At 71.6% G+C, this 14,908-nt stretch carries 12 protein-coding genes and 1 other RNA gene; 9 read left to right on the top strand and 4 right to left on the bottom strand.

Features of this window, described 5'->3' with window-relative positions; translation table 11 throughout:
- The 4 genes from D3273_RS20680 to D3273_RS20695 form a co-directional block, all read right to left on the bottom strand.
- On the bottom strand, positions 1-1,294 hold a 1,294-nt coding region (locus D3273_RS20680), incomplete at its 3' end, for a DNA translocase FtsK 4TM domain-containing protein (RefSeq protein WP_207210855.1).
- 295 nt (positions 1,295-1,589) lie between these two features.
- Positions 1,590-3,086 carry an ammonium transporter gene (locus D3273_RS20685; RefSeq protein ID WP_129228795.1) on the bottom strand — a complete coding sequence of 499 codons (1,497 nt, stop codon included), beginning with the start codon at positions 3,084-3,086 and terminating at the stop codon, positions 1,590-1,592.
- A gap of 97 nt (positions 3,087-3,183) precedes the next feature.
- Positions 3,184-3,522, bottom strand: coding sequence for a P-II family nitrogen regulator (locus tag D3273_RS20690; RefSeq protein WP_129220903.1), 339 nt, complete (start codon positions 3,520-3,522; stop codon positions 3,184-3,186).
- 236 nt (positions 3,523-3,758) lie between these two features.
- Entirely contained in the window at positions 3,759-4,631 is an 873-nt protein-coding gene (locus D3273_RS20695; RefSeq protein WP_129228796.1) for an acyl-CoA thioesterase, read from the bottom strand.
- A 356-nt stretch (positions 4,632-4,987) separates the two neighbouring features.
- Between D3273_RS20695 and purC the strand changes: the two genes are divergently transcribed.
- The 9 genes from purC (at position 4,988) to D3273_RS20740 (ending at position 14,904) form a co-directional block, all read left to right on the top strand.
- The gene (purC, locus tag D3273_RS20700) at positions 4,988-5,782 is read left to right on the top strand and encodes a phosphoribosylaminoimidazolesuccinocarboxamide synthase (protein WP_129228797.1); all 795 of its coding nucleotides are present in this window, start codon (positions 4,988-4,990) and stop codon (positions 5,780-5,782) included.
- A 197-nt stretch (positions 5,783-5,979) separates the two neighbouring features.
- A complete protein-coding gene (locus D3273_RS20705; protein ID WP_129228798.1) occupies positions 5,980-7,284 on the top strand; it encodes a nicotinate phosphoribosyltransferase in 1,305 nt (434 codons plus the stop codon).
- Positions 7,285-7,341: 57 nt separating this feature from the next.
- Positions 7,342-7,755: RNase P RNA component class A (gene rnpB / locus D3273_RS20710), an RNA gene on the top strand.
- A 548-nt stretch (positions 7,756-8,303) separates the two neighbouring features.
- A complete protein-coding gene (locus D3273_RS20715) occupies positions 8,304-8,795 on the top strand; it encodes a division/cell wall cluster transcriptional repressor MraZ (protein ID WP_129228799.1) in 492 nt (163 codons plus the stop codon).
- On the top strand, positions 8,795-9,847 hold the full coding sequence (gene rsmH / locus D3273_RS20720) for a 16S rRNA (cytosine(1402)-N(4))-methyltransferase RsmH (protein WP_129228800.1): 1,053 nt from the start codon (positions 8,795-8,797) through the stop codon (positions 9,845-9,847). Before D3273_RS20715 ends, rsmH begins: the two co-directional genes overlap by 1 nt.
- Before the next feature lie 3 nt (positions 9,848-9,850).
- On the top strand, positions 9,851-10,258 hold the full coding sequence (ftsL, locus tag D3273_RS20725; protein WP_129228801.1) for a cell division protein FtsL: 408 nt from the start codon (positions 9,851-9,853) through the stop codon (positions 10,256-10,258).
- Positions 10,259-10,265: 7 nt separating this feature from the next.
- Positions 10,266-12,032: a peptidoglycan D,D-transpeptidase FtsI family protein gene (locus D3273_RS20730; protein ID WP_129228802.1), complete on the top strand. Its 1,767-nt coding sequence runs from the start codon at positions 10,266-10,268 to the stop codon at positions 12,030-12,032.
- On the top strand, positions 12,029-13,477 hold the full coding sequence (locus tag D3273_RS20735; protein WP_129228803.1) for a UDP-N-acetylmuramoyl-L-alanyl-D-glutamate--2,6-diaminopimelate ligase: 1,449 nt from the start codon (positions 12,029-12,031) through the stop codon (positions 13,475-13,477). The genes D3273_RS20730 and D3273_RS20735 overlap by 4 nt, the downstream gene beginning before the upstream one ends.
- Complete coding sequence (locus D3273_RS20740) at positions 13,474-14,904, top strand: UDP-N-acetylmuramoylalanyl-D-glutamyl-2,6-diaminopimelate--D-alanyl-D-alanine ligase (RefSeq protein ID WP_129228804.1); 1,431 nt, start codon at positions 13,474-13,476, stop codon at positions 14,902-14,904. The genes D3273_RS20735 and D3273_RS20740 overlap by 4 nt, the downstream gene beginning before the upstream one ends.
- The last annotated feature ends 4 nt before the right edge of the window (positions 14,905-14,908 follow it).

The raw sequence follows: 14,908 nt of genomic DNA on the forward strand, positions 1-14,908 counted from the left end.
CCACCGCCACGCGGGCGGACACGGCCGACATGGAGCGGGCGATGTCGTCGGCGAGGCCGATCACGCGCGACGACTTGATGCCGGGGGCGGGTTCGAGCTCGTAGAGCGTCACGACGGGGCCGGGGCGCACGTTGATGATCTCGCCGCGCACGCCGAAATCTTCCAGCACGCTTTCCAGCAGGCGGGCGTTCTGGGTGAGGGCGTCCTCCGACACGACGTTGGTGGACAGGCGCTTCGGTTCCGTCAGGATCGCGGGGCTCGGCAGGTCGTACCCGTCGTGGCGCGCGTCCCCCCGGCGGCGGGATGCGGAGCGCAGGGGCGCCGCGGCGGCGGCCATGCGGGACAGGACGGACACGGCTTCCGGTCGCCCCGGGCCCGCGGCGCGGGGCGACGGGCGCTCGACGCCGTCGCGGGCCGGCGCCTGGAAGGACGGCTCGCGCCGGCCGCGCTCGTCGCGCGGGCGGGCGGGCGCGTCGAAGGACGGCTCGACGCGGAGGCCGTTCCCTTCCACGGCCTCGACGGCGGGGACGCCGCCGTCGAGCCAGGACGGACGCACGGACGGCTCGGCCGCGGCGCCGCCCCGGAACAGCCGCCCCACGGCCGACCTCGCGCTGAGGCCGGCGTGGATGGCGGCGCCGAGCGACACCAGGCCCATCCCGGGCTCGCCGTCGACGTCGTCCTCGAAGGGCTTGCGGGACGCCTTGGGCACCGGCACCCATTCATAGGCGTTGGCGATGTCGTCCTCGTCGTCCTCGCCGGGCGCGGGCTTCAGGCCGAAGCCGGCCGAAGCCGTCAGGGCCAGGATGGCGATGCCGGCGAAGACCAGCGACAGGATCATCAGCATGGGCTCGGAATGGCCGAGCAGCCTGCGCGGCAGCGCCAGGATGCCGTCGCCCACGATGCCGCCGAGGCCGCTCGGCAGCGGCCAGCGGTCCGTGGCGGGGAGCGAGGACGCGAGCGCGGTGGCGCCGCAGCCGCCGCAGACCAGCAGCACGGCGCGGAGGCGCGCGTGGTCGAGCCGGCGGCGCGACAGCAGGGTGAGGCCCCAGCAGAACACGGGAGGCAGCAGCGCCACCACGGCGATGCCGACCATCTGCATGACGAGGTCGGCCACCACGGCGCCGGCCGGGCCGGCGAGGTTGCGCACGGTGCCGCCGGCGGCGTGGTTCCAGCTCGGGTCGTGGACCGACCAGGTGGCGAGCGACAGGCTGACGCCGCCGACTGCGCCGAGCAGCAGCAGCCCGCCGAGTTCGGCGAAGCGCCGGCCCAGGAACTCGCGCGCGGGTTCGGGCATGATGTCGAACGACGAAAGCGTGGAGATGCGCACGGGCGGCCCGGGTTCAGTCCCATGGATCGGGCGGCGACCCGGGGTGGGCGCCCGCGGCCCTCGGGCCGGAGCGCAAGCCCCGCGGCTCCGTCCGACCGTGACGCTAGGTGGATATGCTTAAGGGTCCGTGACCGGAGGGGTCCGTTTCGGGACGGCGGCGGCGGCGCGTCGTCCCCGCGCGGCCGGGACGGCGCGCAGACGAAGAAGGGCGGCTCCCGCGGGAGCCGCCCTTCGTTTCACGTCCGTCCGGAGTGCGTCCGGATCAGTAGTTGTAGGCGCGCTCGCTGTGCTCGGAGATGTCCAGGCCTTCGCGCTCCTTCTCGGGCGACACGCGCAGGCCGATGACCATGTCGACGATCCAGTACAGGATGGCCGACCCCGCACCCGACCAGACCAGCGTGGAGATGACCGCCTTGAGCTGGATCAGCACCTGCTGGCCCATGTTGTAGTCGCCGACCATGTCCTTGAGGTTGGTGTAGTCGGTGAGGCCGGTGCCGCCGAGCGACGGGGCGACCAGGACGCCCGTCATCAGGGCGCCGAAGATGCCGCCGACGCAATGCACGCCGAAGACGTCGAGGGCGTCGTCGTAGTGGAACTTCTCCTTTACCACCGCGACGAAGAACCAGCAGAGCGGGCTGACCAGCAGGCCGAGCACGACCGAACCCATCGGGCCGGCATAGCCGGAAGCGGGGGTGACGGCCACGAGGCCCGCGACGGCGCCCGACGCCATGCCGAGCAGCGACGGCTTGCCCTTGATGGCCCATTCTGTGAAGAGCCAGGACAGAACCGCCGCGGCAGTCGCCACCATGGTGTTGACGAAGGCGAGCGCCGTGGTGCCGTTGGCCTCGAGGTTGGACCCCGCGTTGAAGCCGAACCAGCCGACCCACAGCAGCGACGCGCCGATCATCGTCATGGTGAGCGAATGCGGCGGCATGGGCTCGCGCGGGTAGCCGAGCCGCTTGCCGATCAGCAGGCAGCCCACCAAGCCCGCGATGCCGGCGTTGATGTGCACCACGGTACCGCCCGCGAAGTCGAGCGCGCCCGCCTGGGCCAGCCAGCCCGCGCCGGAGGTCACGGCGTCGAGGTTGGCCTGCGCGGCCGTCTTGGCGGCGCCGTCCGCCGCGGCGGCGAGCGCCTTGGCGGCCTTGACGACGTCGTCCGGCGCGGCCGTGGCCCACACCCAATGCGCGACCGGGAAGTAGATGATCGACACCCACAGGAACATGAACAGCATGATGGCGGAGAACTTCATGCGGTCCGCGAAGGCGCCGACGATCAGCGCGGGCGTGATCATCGCGAAGGTCATCTGGAACACCATGTAGGCGTATTCCGGGATGACGGTCCCGGGCGTGAAGGTGCCCACCGTGGAGGTCGGGTCGATGCCCTTCAGGAACACCTTGTCGAGGCCGCCGATGTAGGCCTGCCAGGTGCCGCCGTTGCCGAAGGCGAGCGAATATCCATAGACCACCCAGACCACGCCGACGAGCGACACGATCATGAACACCTGGCTGAGGACGGCCAGCATGTTCTTGGACCGCACGAGGCCGCCGTAGAACAACGCCAGGCCCGGCACCGACATCATCAGCACCAGGGCCGAGGAGATCAGCATCCAGGCCGTGTCGCCCGGGTTGGGCTTGAGGACCGCCGCGACGGCCGCCGGGGCCGCCGCCGCGGTGGATTCGGGTGCCGGGGTCTGAGCCAGGGCGGTGCCGGCCATCAGGAGCAGGGACACGGCGGCCAGCCCGAGCGCCGATCGCATTCTTGGCGACTTCGCCGATGGCAACGTCGCTGAAGGCGACTGGGTTCTGAACGTCATCGATGGTCTCCGGTGAGCGGGTTCTCGGCGGGCCGAGAGATCAAAGGGCGTCGGCGTCGGTTTCGCCGGTGCGGATGCGGACGGCCTGCTCCAGCGTGGTGACGAAGATCTTTCCGTCGCCGATCTGGCCCGTGCGCGCCGTCGCCGTGATGGCGTCCACCACCTGATCGAGCAGTTCCGCCGGCACGGCGACCTCGATCTTCAGCTTCGGCAGGAAGCTCACGGCGTATTCGGCGCCGCGGTAGATCTCGGTGTGTCCCTTCTGGCGGCCGTAGCCCTTGACCTCGGTGACGGTCAGGCCGTGCACGCCGACGGCCGTCAGGGCGTCGCGAACCTCCTCGAGCTTGAAGGGTTTGATGATGGCCGTGACAATCTTCATCGCAGGAATCCTCGTTGACCGGCCCCGCCCGACGGCGGGGCGCGCGTGCGGGGCGTCCGTCACGCGCAACCGTGCGACGGCGTGGACCGCCTCTTTCAAGGGTCGTGCCAAAGTTTAGCCACGGCAAAGGCCAAGGCGTGACCGGAGGCCGCCGCACGACCCTCGCCGGCCCGACACGGATTCGAGGCTTTTTGCCTAAATGTTGTGCATAGGACCGGTGCGGCCGCGCGGCGTGGTCAGCCGCGGTCGCGCCGTCGGATCAGCCCTTCCTGGGCGGTCGAGGCCACGAGGCGGCCGGAGCGGTCGAACACCGATCCGCGCGCGAACCCCAGGGCGCCGGCCGCGCTCGGGCTGTCTTCGGCATAGAGCAGCCAATCGTCGGCCCGGAACGGGCGATGGAACCACATGGAATGGTCGAGGCTGGCGCCCTGGATGTCGGGGTCGAACACCGAGCGGCCGTGGGCGGCGAGCGCGGTGTCGAGCAGCGTCATGTCCGACATGTAGGCCAGCAACGCGGCGTGCAGGGCCGGGTCGTCCGGCAGGGTGCCGGCGGCACGCATCCAGACGGACTGGCGCGCCGGATGGGGGCCGGGCGGACGCCGGGCGAAGCGCGCGGCGTCGGCGGGGCGGAGCTCGATGGAGGCATCCCGGCCGAAATACGCCCGGACGCTCGGCGGCAGGTCCGCGATCAACCCCGACCGGATCTGGTCCGGCGACGGCAGCGTTTCGGGCGCCGGCGCGTCCGGCATGGGCGCCGCGTGGTCGAGGGCGCCCGGCTCGGGCGCGTGGAACGACGCCGACATGGCGAAGATCGGGCGGCCGTGCTGGCTCGCCACGCAGCGGCGGGTGGTGAAGCTGCCGCCGTCGCGCAGCCGCTCGACCGCGTAGCCGATCGGCTCCTCGGGATCGCCGGGCAGCATGAAGTAGCCGTGCAGCGAATGCACCGGCCGGTTTCCGGCCGTCCGCGTCATGGCGACGAGGGCCTGGGCGACCACGAGGCCGCCGAAGATGCGGCGCCAGCCCGTCGCGGGGCTGAGGCCGGAGAAGCGGTCCTCGCCGGCTGGGGCGAGGTCGAGCGTGGCGACGAGGTCGGCGAGCGAAACGGCCATGGGTCGGGCGGCTCTCAACCGCGCGTCGCGCGGGCGGCCGCTCGGTCCCGCCCGTCGCCGCGGATGCGCTCGCGGCCCTCGAAGGTCGTCATGGCGTGGCCCCCCTGCCCGGCGCCGCCCGGCGCGGCCCCCGGGGGTCCGAACGCGCATCTTGCGACGCGGATGCGCGGCGCCCAAATATTGACCGACAGCCCCCGTGCCGGCGCGGCCCTCGGGGCTTGCGTTGTGCGGAGCGGCCCGATCCGGTAGACTGCGGCAGGGTCGGCGAAACGGGGTGCTCCAGTTCCCCTGCCGTATGTTGCAACAGCGCCGCGCGAGCCTGTCGAGCGAGCGTGAGCGAGGAGCTCGACCGACCCATGGATTTCCTCAAGCCCCGGTTGACGCCAATGAACCGCCGCCGCCGCATCTACGAGGGCAAGGCCAAGGTCCTCTACGAGGGGCCCGAGCCCGGCACCCTGATCCAGCACTTCAAGGACGACGCCACAGCGTTCAACGCCAAGAAGCATCAGGTGATCGACGGCAAGGGCGTTCTCAACAACCGGATCTCCGAGTACATCTTCCAGCACCTGAACAACATCGGGGTGCCGACGCATTTCATCCGCCGGCTGAACATGCGCGAGCAGCTGATCAAGGAAGTGGAGATCATTCCGCTCGAGGTCGTGGTGCGCAACGTGGCTGCGGGTTCGCTGTCGACGCGCCTCGGGATCGAGGAAGGCACGCAGCTGCCGCGCTCCATCATCGAGTTCTACTACAAGAACGATGCCCTGAACGACCCCATGGTGTCGGAGGAGCACATCACGGCCTTCGGCTGGGCTTCCCCGCAGGAGATCGACGACATCATGGCCCTCGCCATCCGGGTCAACGACTTCCTGTCGGGCCTGTTCCTCGGCGTCGGCATCCGCCTGGTCGACTTCAAGATGGAGACGGGCCGCCTGTGGGAGGGCGACCTGATGCGCATCGTCGTGGCGGACGAGATTTCACCCGACTCGTGCCGGCTGTGGGACGTGAAGTCGAGCGACAAGATGGACAAGGACCGCTTCCGTCGCGACCTCGGCGGCCTGGTCGAGGCCTATACCGAGGTGGCCCGGCGCCTCGGCATCATGCAGGAGAACGACGCCGCCCGCAGCGCCGGTCCCCAGCTCGTACAGTGACGGCGGCGCGGCCCCGGCGATCGAACCCTCGCCGGAGGCCGCCCCGAGCGGCTTCGGCCCGACGGCGGGGCCACCGCACGCCCTACGGCGGCGCGGTCCGGCGGACGGGACCGCGGCACCGGGTGTTTCCACCCGATCGCGATCTGCTCTAACCTGCCCGGCGCGGCCGACAAGTTGCCGCGCAGAGAGGTTCCGCCATGACGACGACCGACCTCGCCAAGAGGGTCTACGACCACACTTGGAAGCTCGACCCGATCGTCCGCAGCCTGCTCGACACGGACTTCTACAAGCTGTTGATGCTCCAGATGATCTGGGGCCTCTACCGCGACCAGCCGGTGACCTTCTCGCTGGTCAACCGTACCCACGCCGTGCGGGTCGCCGATGAGATCGACGAGGCCGAGCTTCGCGACCAGCTGGACCACGCCCGCTCCCTCACGGTGAGCAAGAAGGAGATGATCTGGCTCGCCGGCAACAGCTTCTACGGCCGCGCCCACATCTTCGACCCCGCCTTTCTGGGTTGGCTCGCCGACTATCGCCTGCCCGACTACGACCTCGCGGTGCGCGACGGCCAGTTCGAGCTCACCTTCTCGGGCTCCTGGGTCGACGTCACGCTGTGGGAGATCCCCGCGCTGGCCATCATCAACGAGTTGCGCTCCCGCGCCGCCCTGAAGGGCCTCGGCCGGTTCCAGCTCGATGTCGTCTACGCCCGCGCCAAGGCCAAGCTGTGGAGCAAGGTCGAGCGCCTGCGCGGCCTGCCCGACCTGCGCATCTCCGATTTCGGCACCCGTCGGCGCCACAGCTTCCTGTGGCAGCGCTGGTGCGTCGAAGCCCTCAAGGAGGGCCTGGACGACGCCTTCACGGGCACCAGCAACGTGCTGCTCGCCATGGACAACGACCTCGAAGCGCTGGGCACCAACGCGCACGAGCTGCCGATGGTGCTGGGCGCCCTCGCGAAGGACGAGGCCGCGCTGCGCCGGGCTCCCTACGGCGTGCTGGCCGATTGGCGGAAGTACTACGGCGGCAACCTCCTGATCGTGCTGCCCGACACCTTCGGCACGGCGCCCTTCCTGCGCGACGCGCCCGACTGGGTGGCGGACTGGACCGGGTTCCGCCCGGATTCCGCCCCGCCGATCCCCGGCGGCGAGGCCATCATCGCCTGGTGGCGCGCGAAGGGCCGCGACCCGCGCGACAAGCTGCTCGTCTTCTCCGACGCGCTCGATGTCGCCACCATCGAGGAAACCTACCGCCACTTCGAAGGGCGTGTCCGGATGAGCTTCGGCTGGGGCACCAACCTTACCAACGATTTCGCCGGCTGCGCACCGACGCCGAACGGCGGCCTGAAGGCCATCTCGCTCGTGTGCAAGATCACCGACGTCGGGGGGCAGCCCGCCGTGAAGCTGTCCGACAATCCCGAGAAGGCCCTGGGCCGGCCCGACGAGGTGGAGCGCTACCTCCGGGTGTTCGGCGCGGCGGGGCGCGTTGCGCAGCCGGTCCTGGTGTGACGGCGAAGCCGCCCGGCGCCCTTCCCTTTCCGCGCCGGCTCCTCTAGGCAGGGCGAGCCAGCCGGCCGGACGGCCGCCGCGCGCGAGCGCGGAGGAAAGTCCGGGCTCCACGGAAACACGGTGCCGGATAACGTCCGGCGGGGGTGACCCCAGGGATAGCGCCACAGAAAGCAGACCGCCCGGCGGTGGGAGCGATCCCCCCGTCCGGGTCAGGGTGAAAGGGTGCGGTAAGAGCGCACCGCGGAGGCGGCAACGTCGACGGCACGGCAAGCCCCACCGGGAGCAAGATCGAATAGGGGCGACGGGACGCGGTCCGGCGAAGCCGGGTCGTCGTCCAACCCGTTTCCGGGCTGTCGCCCGGGTTGATCGCTCGAGGCGGCCGGCGACGGTCGTCCCAGAGGAATGGTCGTCACGTGCGGCGGGTTCGCCCGTCGCGCCATACAGAACCCGGCTTACAGGCCGGCTGGCACCCGACTCCAACCCCGTCCCGCACCGGGTGCCCCGCTTCGGCGCGGCTGCGCCCGGGCGCGCGTGGGCCCGCGCCGAGCGCCGGCATGGGACGGCGCCCCACCCCGACCCGATCCCGACGCCGCGACGGCCACCGACACGCTCCCGCTGGGATTCGCTGTGGATAAGTCGTGCGCCGGCGGCCTGCGCCACACCGGCGTCGCGGCCTCGCGCGGGGCGGCCCCGAATCGACGGCACACGCCCTCCCTTCTCCGCCCGAGCTCTGACGGCGCTCGCGATTCCGCGCTCCGCCGCCGGGCGCGCCGGTGTCGCATCCGGCACTTTCCCACGCTTCGGCAACGCCTCCTTAACCCTAAGCGGGGCTTACTCGACCCTGGCCCCCCAGATCGCGCGCGGGGGCTTTCGTTGACGCCCATGGGGTCCCATGCTATCCCAAGTCATCCCGTCAGGCAGGCACGTCGAAGGCGCCGCGGTGGCCCATCTCGCGATGGGACTCCCGCGTCCGAGCCGTCATGCACGCCGGGTCCGGATCGATCGGGACAGAGGGGACTTTGGATCGCTTCGTTTCGCACTTCACCAATCGGCTGGATGCCAAGGGTCGCGTGTCGATCCCGGCCTCCTTCCGGGCCGTGATGGCGCGGGACGGCTTCGAAGGATTGTACGTCTACCCATCGCTTTACGCGGATGCCCTGGACTGCGGCGGCCACGCCCTGCTTCGAGAGATCGACGCCCTGATGGCCCCGTTGTCGCCCTACTCGGAGGAATGGGACGCCTATGCGTCCACGCTCCACGGGGAAAGCGAGGTGCTGAAGCTGGACGGCGAGGGGCGTGTGATCCTCACGGAAAAGCTGAAGCATCACGCCGGCATCGCCTCGGAGGCGACGCTGGTGGGCCAGGGGCACAAGTTTCAGATCTGGGAGCCGGGACGGTTTCGCGCGCATTTGGAAGAGGCCAGACGCCGAGTGCGCGACCACCGAAAACAGCTCAGCTCCGGACATGCGGCGCAGACCACCGCACCGCAGCCTCCTGGAGCACGGGACTGATGTCGGATCGCGGCCCAGACGACGTTCTGGCCGCCGGCGGACCGATCCGGCATCGCCCCGTGCTCCGCGAGGAGGCCCTCGACGCGCTTTCGCTGCGGCGGGACGGCACCTACATCGACGGCACCTTCGGGGCCGGTGGCTACACCCGCGCCATGCTGGCCACGCCCGGCGTGCGGGTCGTGGCGCTGGACCGCGACCCGACCGCGATCGCGGACGGGGCCGCGCTCGCCGCTGCCGAGCCGCGCCTCACCCTCGTCGAAGCCCGCTTCGCGACGCTCGGCGCCGTCGTGGCCGATCTCGGCCTCGAGGGGGTCGACGGCGTGGTGCTGGACATCGGCGTGTCGTCCATGCAGTTCGACCGCGCCGAGCGCGGCTTCTCGTTCCGCTTCGACGGGCCGCTCGACATGCGCATGGGCGGGGACGGGCCGTCGGCCGCCGACATCGTCAACGGCGCCGACGAGGGCGACCTCGCCGACATCCTGTTCCGCTACGGCGACGAGCGCGCGTCGCGCCGCATCGCGCGGGCCATCTGCTTCGACCGCAAGGCTTCGCCCTTCACGTCGACGAAGCAGCTCGCCGACATGATCGGCCGCGTGATGCCCGGCAAGCCCGGCGACATCCACCCGGCGACGCGCAGCTTCCAAGCGCTGCGCATCGCCGTCAACGACGAACTCGGCGAGCTCCACGACGCGCTCGAAGCGGCGGAGCGCGTGCTCGTGAGCGGCGGCCGGCTCGCGGTGGTGACCTTCCATTCGATCGAGGACCGGATCGTGAAGCGGTTCCTGCAGGCGCGCGCCGGGCGCGGCGACGGCGGCTCGCGCCACCTGCCGGCCGGCTCGGCGCGCCCGCCCGCCAGCTTCGCGCTGCCCGGCAAGCAGCCCATTCTGCCCGGCGACGCCGAAGTGGCGGCGAACCCGCGCGCCCGCTCGGCCAAGCTGCGCGTGGGCACCCGGACCGACGCGCCCCCCTGGGGCGCCGATCCCGCCGCTCGCGCGGCCGTGACGGTGGCCTGGTCGGGCCGGGCCGCGTTTCCTCACGCCAAGGGACGCTGAGCCATGCTGCGGATCCTCAACGTCCTCGCCGTCGCGGTGCTGATCGGCTCGGCGGTCTACGCCTATTCGGTCAAATACGAGACGATCCTCTACGCCGAGCAGATCATCAAAACGCGCCACCTGATCGCCCAGGAGCAGGACGGCATCGAGAAGCTCCAGGCCGAATGGGCGATCCTGACCCGTCCCGACCGGCTGGCCGCGCTGGCCGACCACGGCCTGAACCTGCAGAAGCTGTCGCTCGACCAGATCGTCCAGCCGGCCGACCTGCCCGACCCGCCGCCGAAGGTGGACTCCATCGGCCGCAAGCTCGACTCGCTGGGCCTCGGCGAGCCGACCGCGACGCCGAACGACAAGCGCGTCGCCGGCGGCGCCGCGACGCCTTCCTCCGCGACCCCGACAGCATCGAGATAGCGCCCGCATGTCCGGCTCCCCCGATCCTTCCGCGCCGCCGTCCCCGCGGGGGCGCGTCGCCCAGGCCCGCCGCTTCCTGCGCGGCGTCTGCTCGACGCGCCTCGACAAGAGCGGCTTCCGCCTGCGCCTGATCGCCCTCGCCTTTGTGGGCGTCTACGGCGCGATCGACTTCAAGCTCGCCAAGCTCGGCCTGTCCAAGGAACCGCCGGCGAGCCTCAAGGCCGCCGCCTCCGACGCTGCGTCGGGCGCGCGCCCCGAGCTGCTCGACCGCAACGGCGGCGTGCTGGCGCAGGACATCAAGACCATGTCGGTCTTCGCCGAGCCGCGCCGACTCATCGACAAGGACGAAGCGGTGGAGCTGCTGTCCGCCGTGCTGCCGGACATCGACGCGACCGACCTGCGCAAGCGGCTCGGTTCCCGCAAGGGCTTCGTGTGGGTCAAGCGCGGCGTCACCGACAAGCAGCAGGAGGAAGTGTTCCGCCTGGGCCTGCCCGGCGTCGGCTTCCTGCCCGAGAACAAGCGCATCTACCCGAACGGGCCCGTCGGCGCCCACGTGCTGGGCTTCACCAACACCGACAACCAGGGCATCGCCGGCATCGAGAAGTGGGTCGACAACCAGGGCCTCGGCGACCTCAAGGGCGCTGGCTTCGACGTCACGCCGCAGGACCTGAAGCCCATCAGCCTGTCGCTCGACACCAAGGCCACCTTCGCGGTGCGCGAGGAGCTCGCCAAGGGCATCGAGCACTTCAAGGCCCAGGCGGGCTCGGCGGCGATCATGGACGTCAACACGGGCGAGATGATCGCCTACGTGTCGCTGCCCGACTACGACCCCAACAACCCCGTCGACGCGCTGAAGCCCGACCACATCAACCGGCTCAACGTCGGCACCTACGAGATGGGCTCGACCTTCAAGGCCATCTCGATCGCCATGGCGCTGGAGCTGAACAAGGTCACGCTGCGCTCGACCGTCGATGCTCGCGACAACCTGCGCTACGGTCGTTTCACCATCCACGACTTCCACGCGACCCATCGCGTGCTGACCGTTCCGGAAGTGTTCATCCATTCCTCGAACATCGGCACCGCCAAGATGGTGATGATGGTGGGCGTGGAGGGCCACAAGCAGTTCCTGCGCAAGATGGGCCAGCTCACCCGCCTGCAGACGGAGCTGCCCGAGACGGCGTCGCCGCAGATCCCCGGCCATTGGGGCGAGCTGAACTCCATGACGATCGCCTTCGGCCAGGGTCTCAACGTGACGCCGCTGCAGGCCATGATGGCGGTGGGGGCGCTCGCCAACGGCGGATACGAGATCACGCCGACCTTCCTCAAGCGCGACAAGCCGGACGCCCGCGACGAGTCGCAGCGCGTCATCCGGCCGGAAGTGTCGGAAGGCCTGCGCTACCTGATGCGGGTCAACGCCACGCTGGGCTCGGCCAAGAAGATCGACATCCCCGGCTATTTCGCGGGCGGCAAGACCGGCACGGCCGACAAGCTGATCCACGGCCATTATTCGAGCGACCGGGTGAACACGACCTTCATGTCGGTCGTGCCGGCCGACAAGCCGAAGTACCTGTTCTTCGTGATGATGGAGGACCCCCAGGCGGCCGAGGGCACCTACGGCTATCACACGGCGGCGTGGAACTCCGGCGACGTGTGCGGCAAGATCATGGAGCGCGTCGCGCCGCTGCTGAACCTGCCCCCGAACCTCAACCTGCCGACGAACCCCTTCCCGACGGTCGCGAAGCTCGGGATCGGCATGGACACGGTGCTGAGGTGAGGCTCGGCGAGCTTCTGCCCGGCGCCGGTCTGGCGCCGGAGATCGCCGCGCGGGAGATCGCCGGGCTGACGGCCGACAGCCGCACCTCGGCGCCCGGCTCCGTCTTCTTCGCCGTGCCGGGCGCCAAGGGCGACGGCTTCGGCCACGCCGCCGCGGCGGCGGCGGCGGGCGCCGTCGCGGTCGTGGCCGCGCGCCGGCCGGACCGGCTGCCGCTCGGCGTCGCGGTGGTCCTCGTGCCGGACGTGCGCCGCGCCCTGTCGGCGGCCGCGGCCCGGTTCAACCCGGGGCAGCCCGCCACGGTCGTCGCCGTCACGGGCACCAGCGGCAAGACGTCCGTGGCGGCCTTCGTGCGGCAGATCTGGGCTTCGACCGGCTCCCGGGCGGCGTCGATGGGGACGCTCGGCATCGTGGCGCCGGACGGCGCCGTCTACGGCTCCCTGACGACGCCCGACCCTGTCACGCTTCATCGCGACCTCGACGGCCTGGCGCGGGACGGCGTCACCCACCTCGCGCTCGAAGCCTCCTCGCACGGGCTCGACCAGCACCGGCTCGACGGCGTGCGCCTCGCCGCCGCCGCCTTCACCAACCTGTCGCGCGACCACCTCGACTACCACCCCACGGTGGAGCACTACCTCGCCGCCAAGCTGCGCCTGTTCGTCGACCTGCTGGCGCCGGGCCGGCCGGCCGTGGTGGACGTGGACGGAGAAGCGGCACCCCGCGTGGTCGCCGCCGCCCGCGCCCGCGGCCTCGCCGTCGTGACGGTCGGTCGGGGCGGCGACGACATCCGCCTCCTGTCCGCGGAGCCCGACGGCTTCGCGATGCGGCTCGCGCTGCGCCACGGCGGCCGCGACCGCAGGCTCACCCTGCCCCTGGCCGGCACGTTCCAGGTGTCGAACGCCCTGGTGGCGGCCGGCCTGTGCATCGCGACCGGCACGCCGCCGGACGCCGCCTTCGCGGCCCTGGAGGGCCTCGTCGGCGCGCCGGGGCGCCTCGAGCGGGTGGGCGAGCGCCGCGGCGCCCCCATCGTGGTCGACTACGCCCACAAGCCCGACGCGCTGGAAAAGGTGCTCCTGACCCTGCGCCCCTACGCGCCCGGCCGCCTGATCGTGGTCTTCGGCTGCGGCGGCGACCGCGACCCCGGCAAGCGCCCCATCATGGGCGAGATCGCGGCCCGCCTCGCGGACGTCGTCCTCGTCACCGACGACAACCCGCGCTCCGAGGACCCGGCGTCCATCCGTGCCGCCATCCTGGCGGCGGCGCCGGGTGCGACCGAGGTCGCCGACCGCGCCGACGCCATCGCGCGGGCGGTCGGCCTGCTGGAGCCGGGCGACGCGCTGGTGGTCGCCGGAAAGGGCCACGAGACCGGACAAACCGCGCGGGGCATCACCCTGCCCTTTTCCGACGCCGCGGCGGTCGCCGCGGCCCTGCAAAGGCTGCCCGCATGAGCAACGCCCCCCTCTGGTCGGGGCTCGGCCTCGTCACAGCGCTCGACGCCCGCGTCAGCGGCACGCCGCCCCTGGACGGCATCACGGGGATCTCGATCGACACCCGCAGCGTGAAGGGCGGCGAGCTGTTCGTCGCCATCCGGGGCGACGTGCACGACGGCCACGACTTCGTGCGCGCCGCCTTCGACGCGGGGGCCGCCGCCGCCGTGGTCGACGAGGCCCACGCGCCGGAGCTCGCCGGCCTGCCCTGCCTCTACGTCGTCGACGACGCCCTGCGGGCGCTGGAGCGGCTCGGCGCCGCTGCGCGGGCGCGCTCGGCGGCGCGGATCGTCGCCGTCACGGGCTCGGTCGGCAAGACCACCGTCAAGGAAGCGCTGCGCCTCGTCATGTCGGATGCCGGGCCGACCCACGCCTCGGCGGCCTCGTTCAACAACCATTGGGGGGTCCCGCTCACGCTGGCGCGCCTGCCCGCCGACGCGCGCTACGGCGTGTTCGAGATCGGCATGAACCACGCGGGCGAGATCACGCCGCTCGTCGCCATGGTCCGGCCGCAGATCGCCGTGGTCACCACCGTGGCGGCGGCTCACCTGGAGCATTTCGCCTCCGTGGACGCGATCGCCGACGCCAAGGCGGAGATCTTTTCCGGCCTGGCCCCGGGCGGCCTCGCCGTGATCAACCGCGACATCGACACCTATGGCCGCCTGCGCGCCGCCGCGGACGCGTCGCCGGCCGCGCATGTGCTGACCTTCGGCGAGCATCCGGAGGCCGACGCGCGGCTCGAGCGCTTCGCGCCGACCCGCGACGGCTGCGAGGTGGGCGCGCGCGTGCTCGGCCGCCGCATCGATTTCCGCCTCGGCGCGCCCGGCCGCCACCTCGCCGTCAACGCGCTGGCGGTGCTGCTGGCGGCGCGCGGCGCCGGCATCGACCCCGAAGGCGCGGCGGATTCGCTCGGCCGCTTCACGGTCGGCCAGGGCCGGGGCGCCCGCACGGCCCTGCGGCTGCCGGAAGGCGACGCGACTCTGATCGACGAAAGCTACAACGCCAACCCGACCTCGATGCGGGCGGCGCTGGAGGTGCTGGCCACGACGGCGCCTTCCGGCACCGGCCGCCGCGTCGCGGTGATCGGCGACATGCTGGAGCTCGGCGGCGACGCGGACCGGCTCCACGCCGAACTGCTGCCCGACCTCGAAGCGGCCGGCGTCGATCTCGTCTTCGCGGCCGGGCCTCTCAGTCACGCCCTGTTCAGCCGCCTGCCCGCGGGAATGCGAGGCTTGTGGGGGGACACCGCCAAGGCTATCGAAGGCGCCCTCGCGGACGGCATCCGGGCCGGCGACGTCGTGATGGTGAAGGGCTCCAACGGGAGCCGGATGGGGCCGCTCGTCGCGGGCCTGAAGGACCGGTTCCGCTCCACGCCGGCGGTCCGCTGAGGGA

The sequence above is a fragment of the Lichenibacterium minor genome (assembly GCF_004137685.1).
Taxonomy (GTDB): Bacteria; Pseudomonadota; Alphaproteobacteria; order Rhizobiales; family Beijerinckiaceae; genus Lichenihabitans; species Lichenihabitans minor.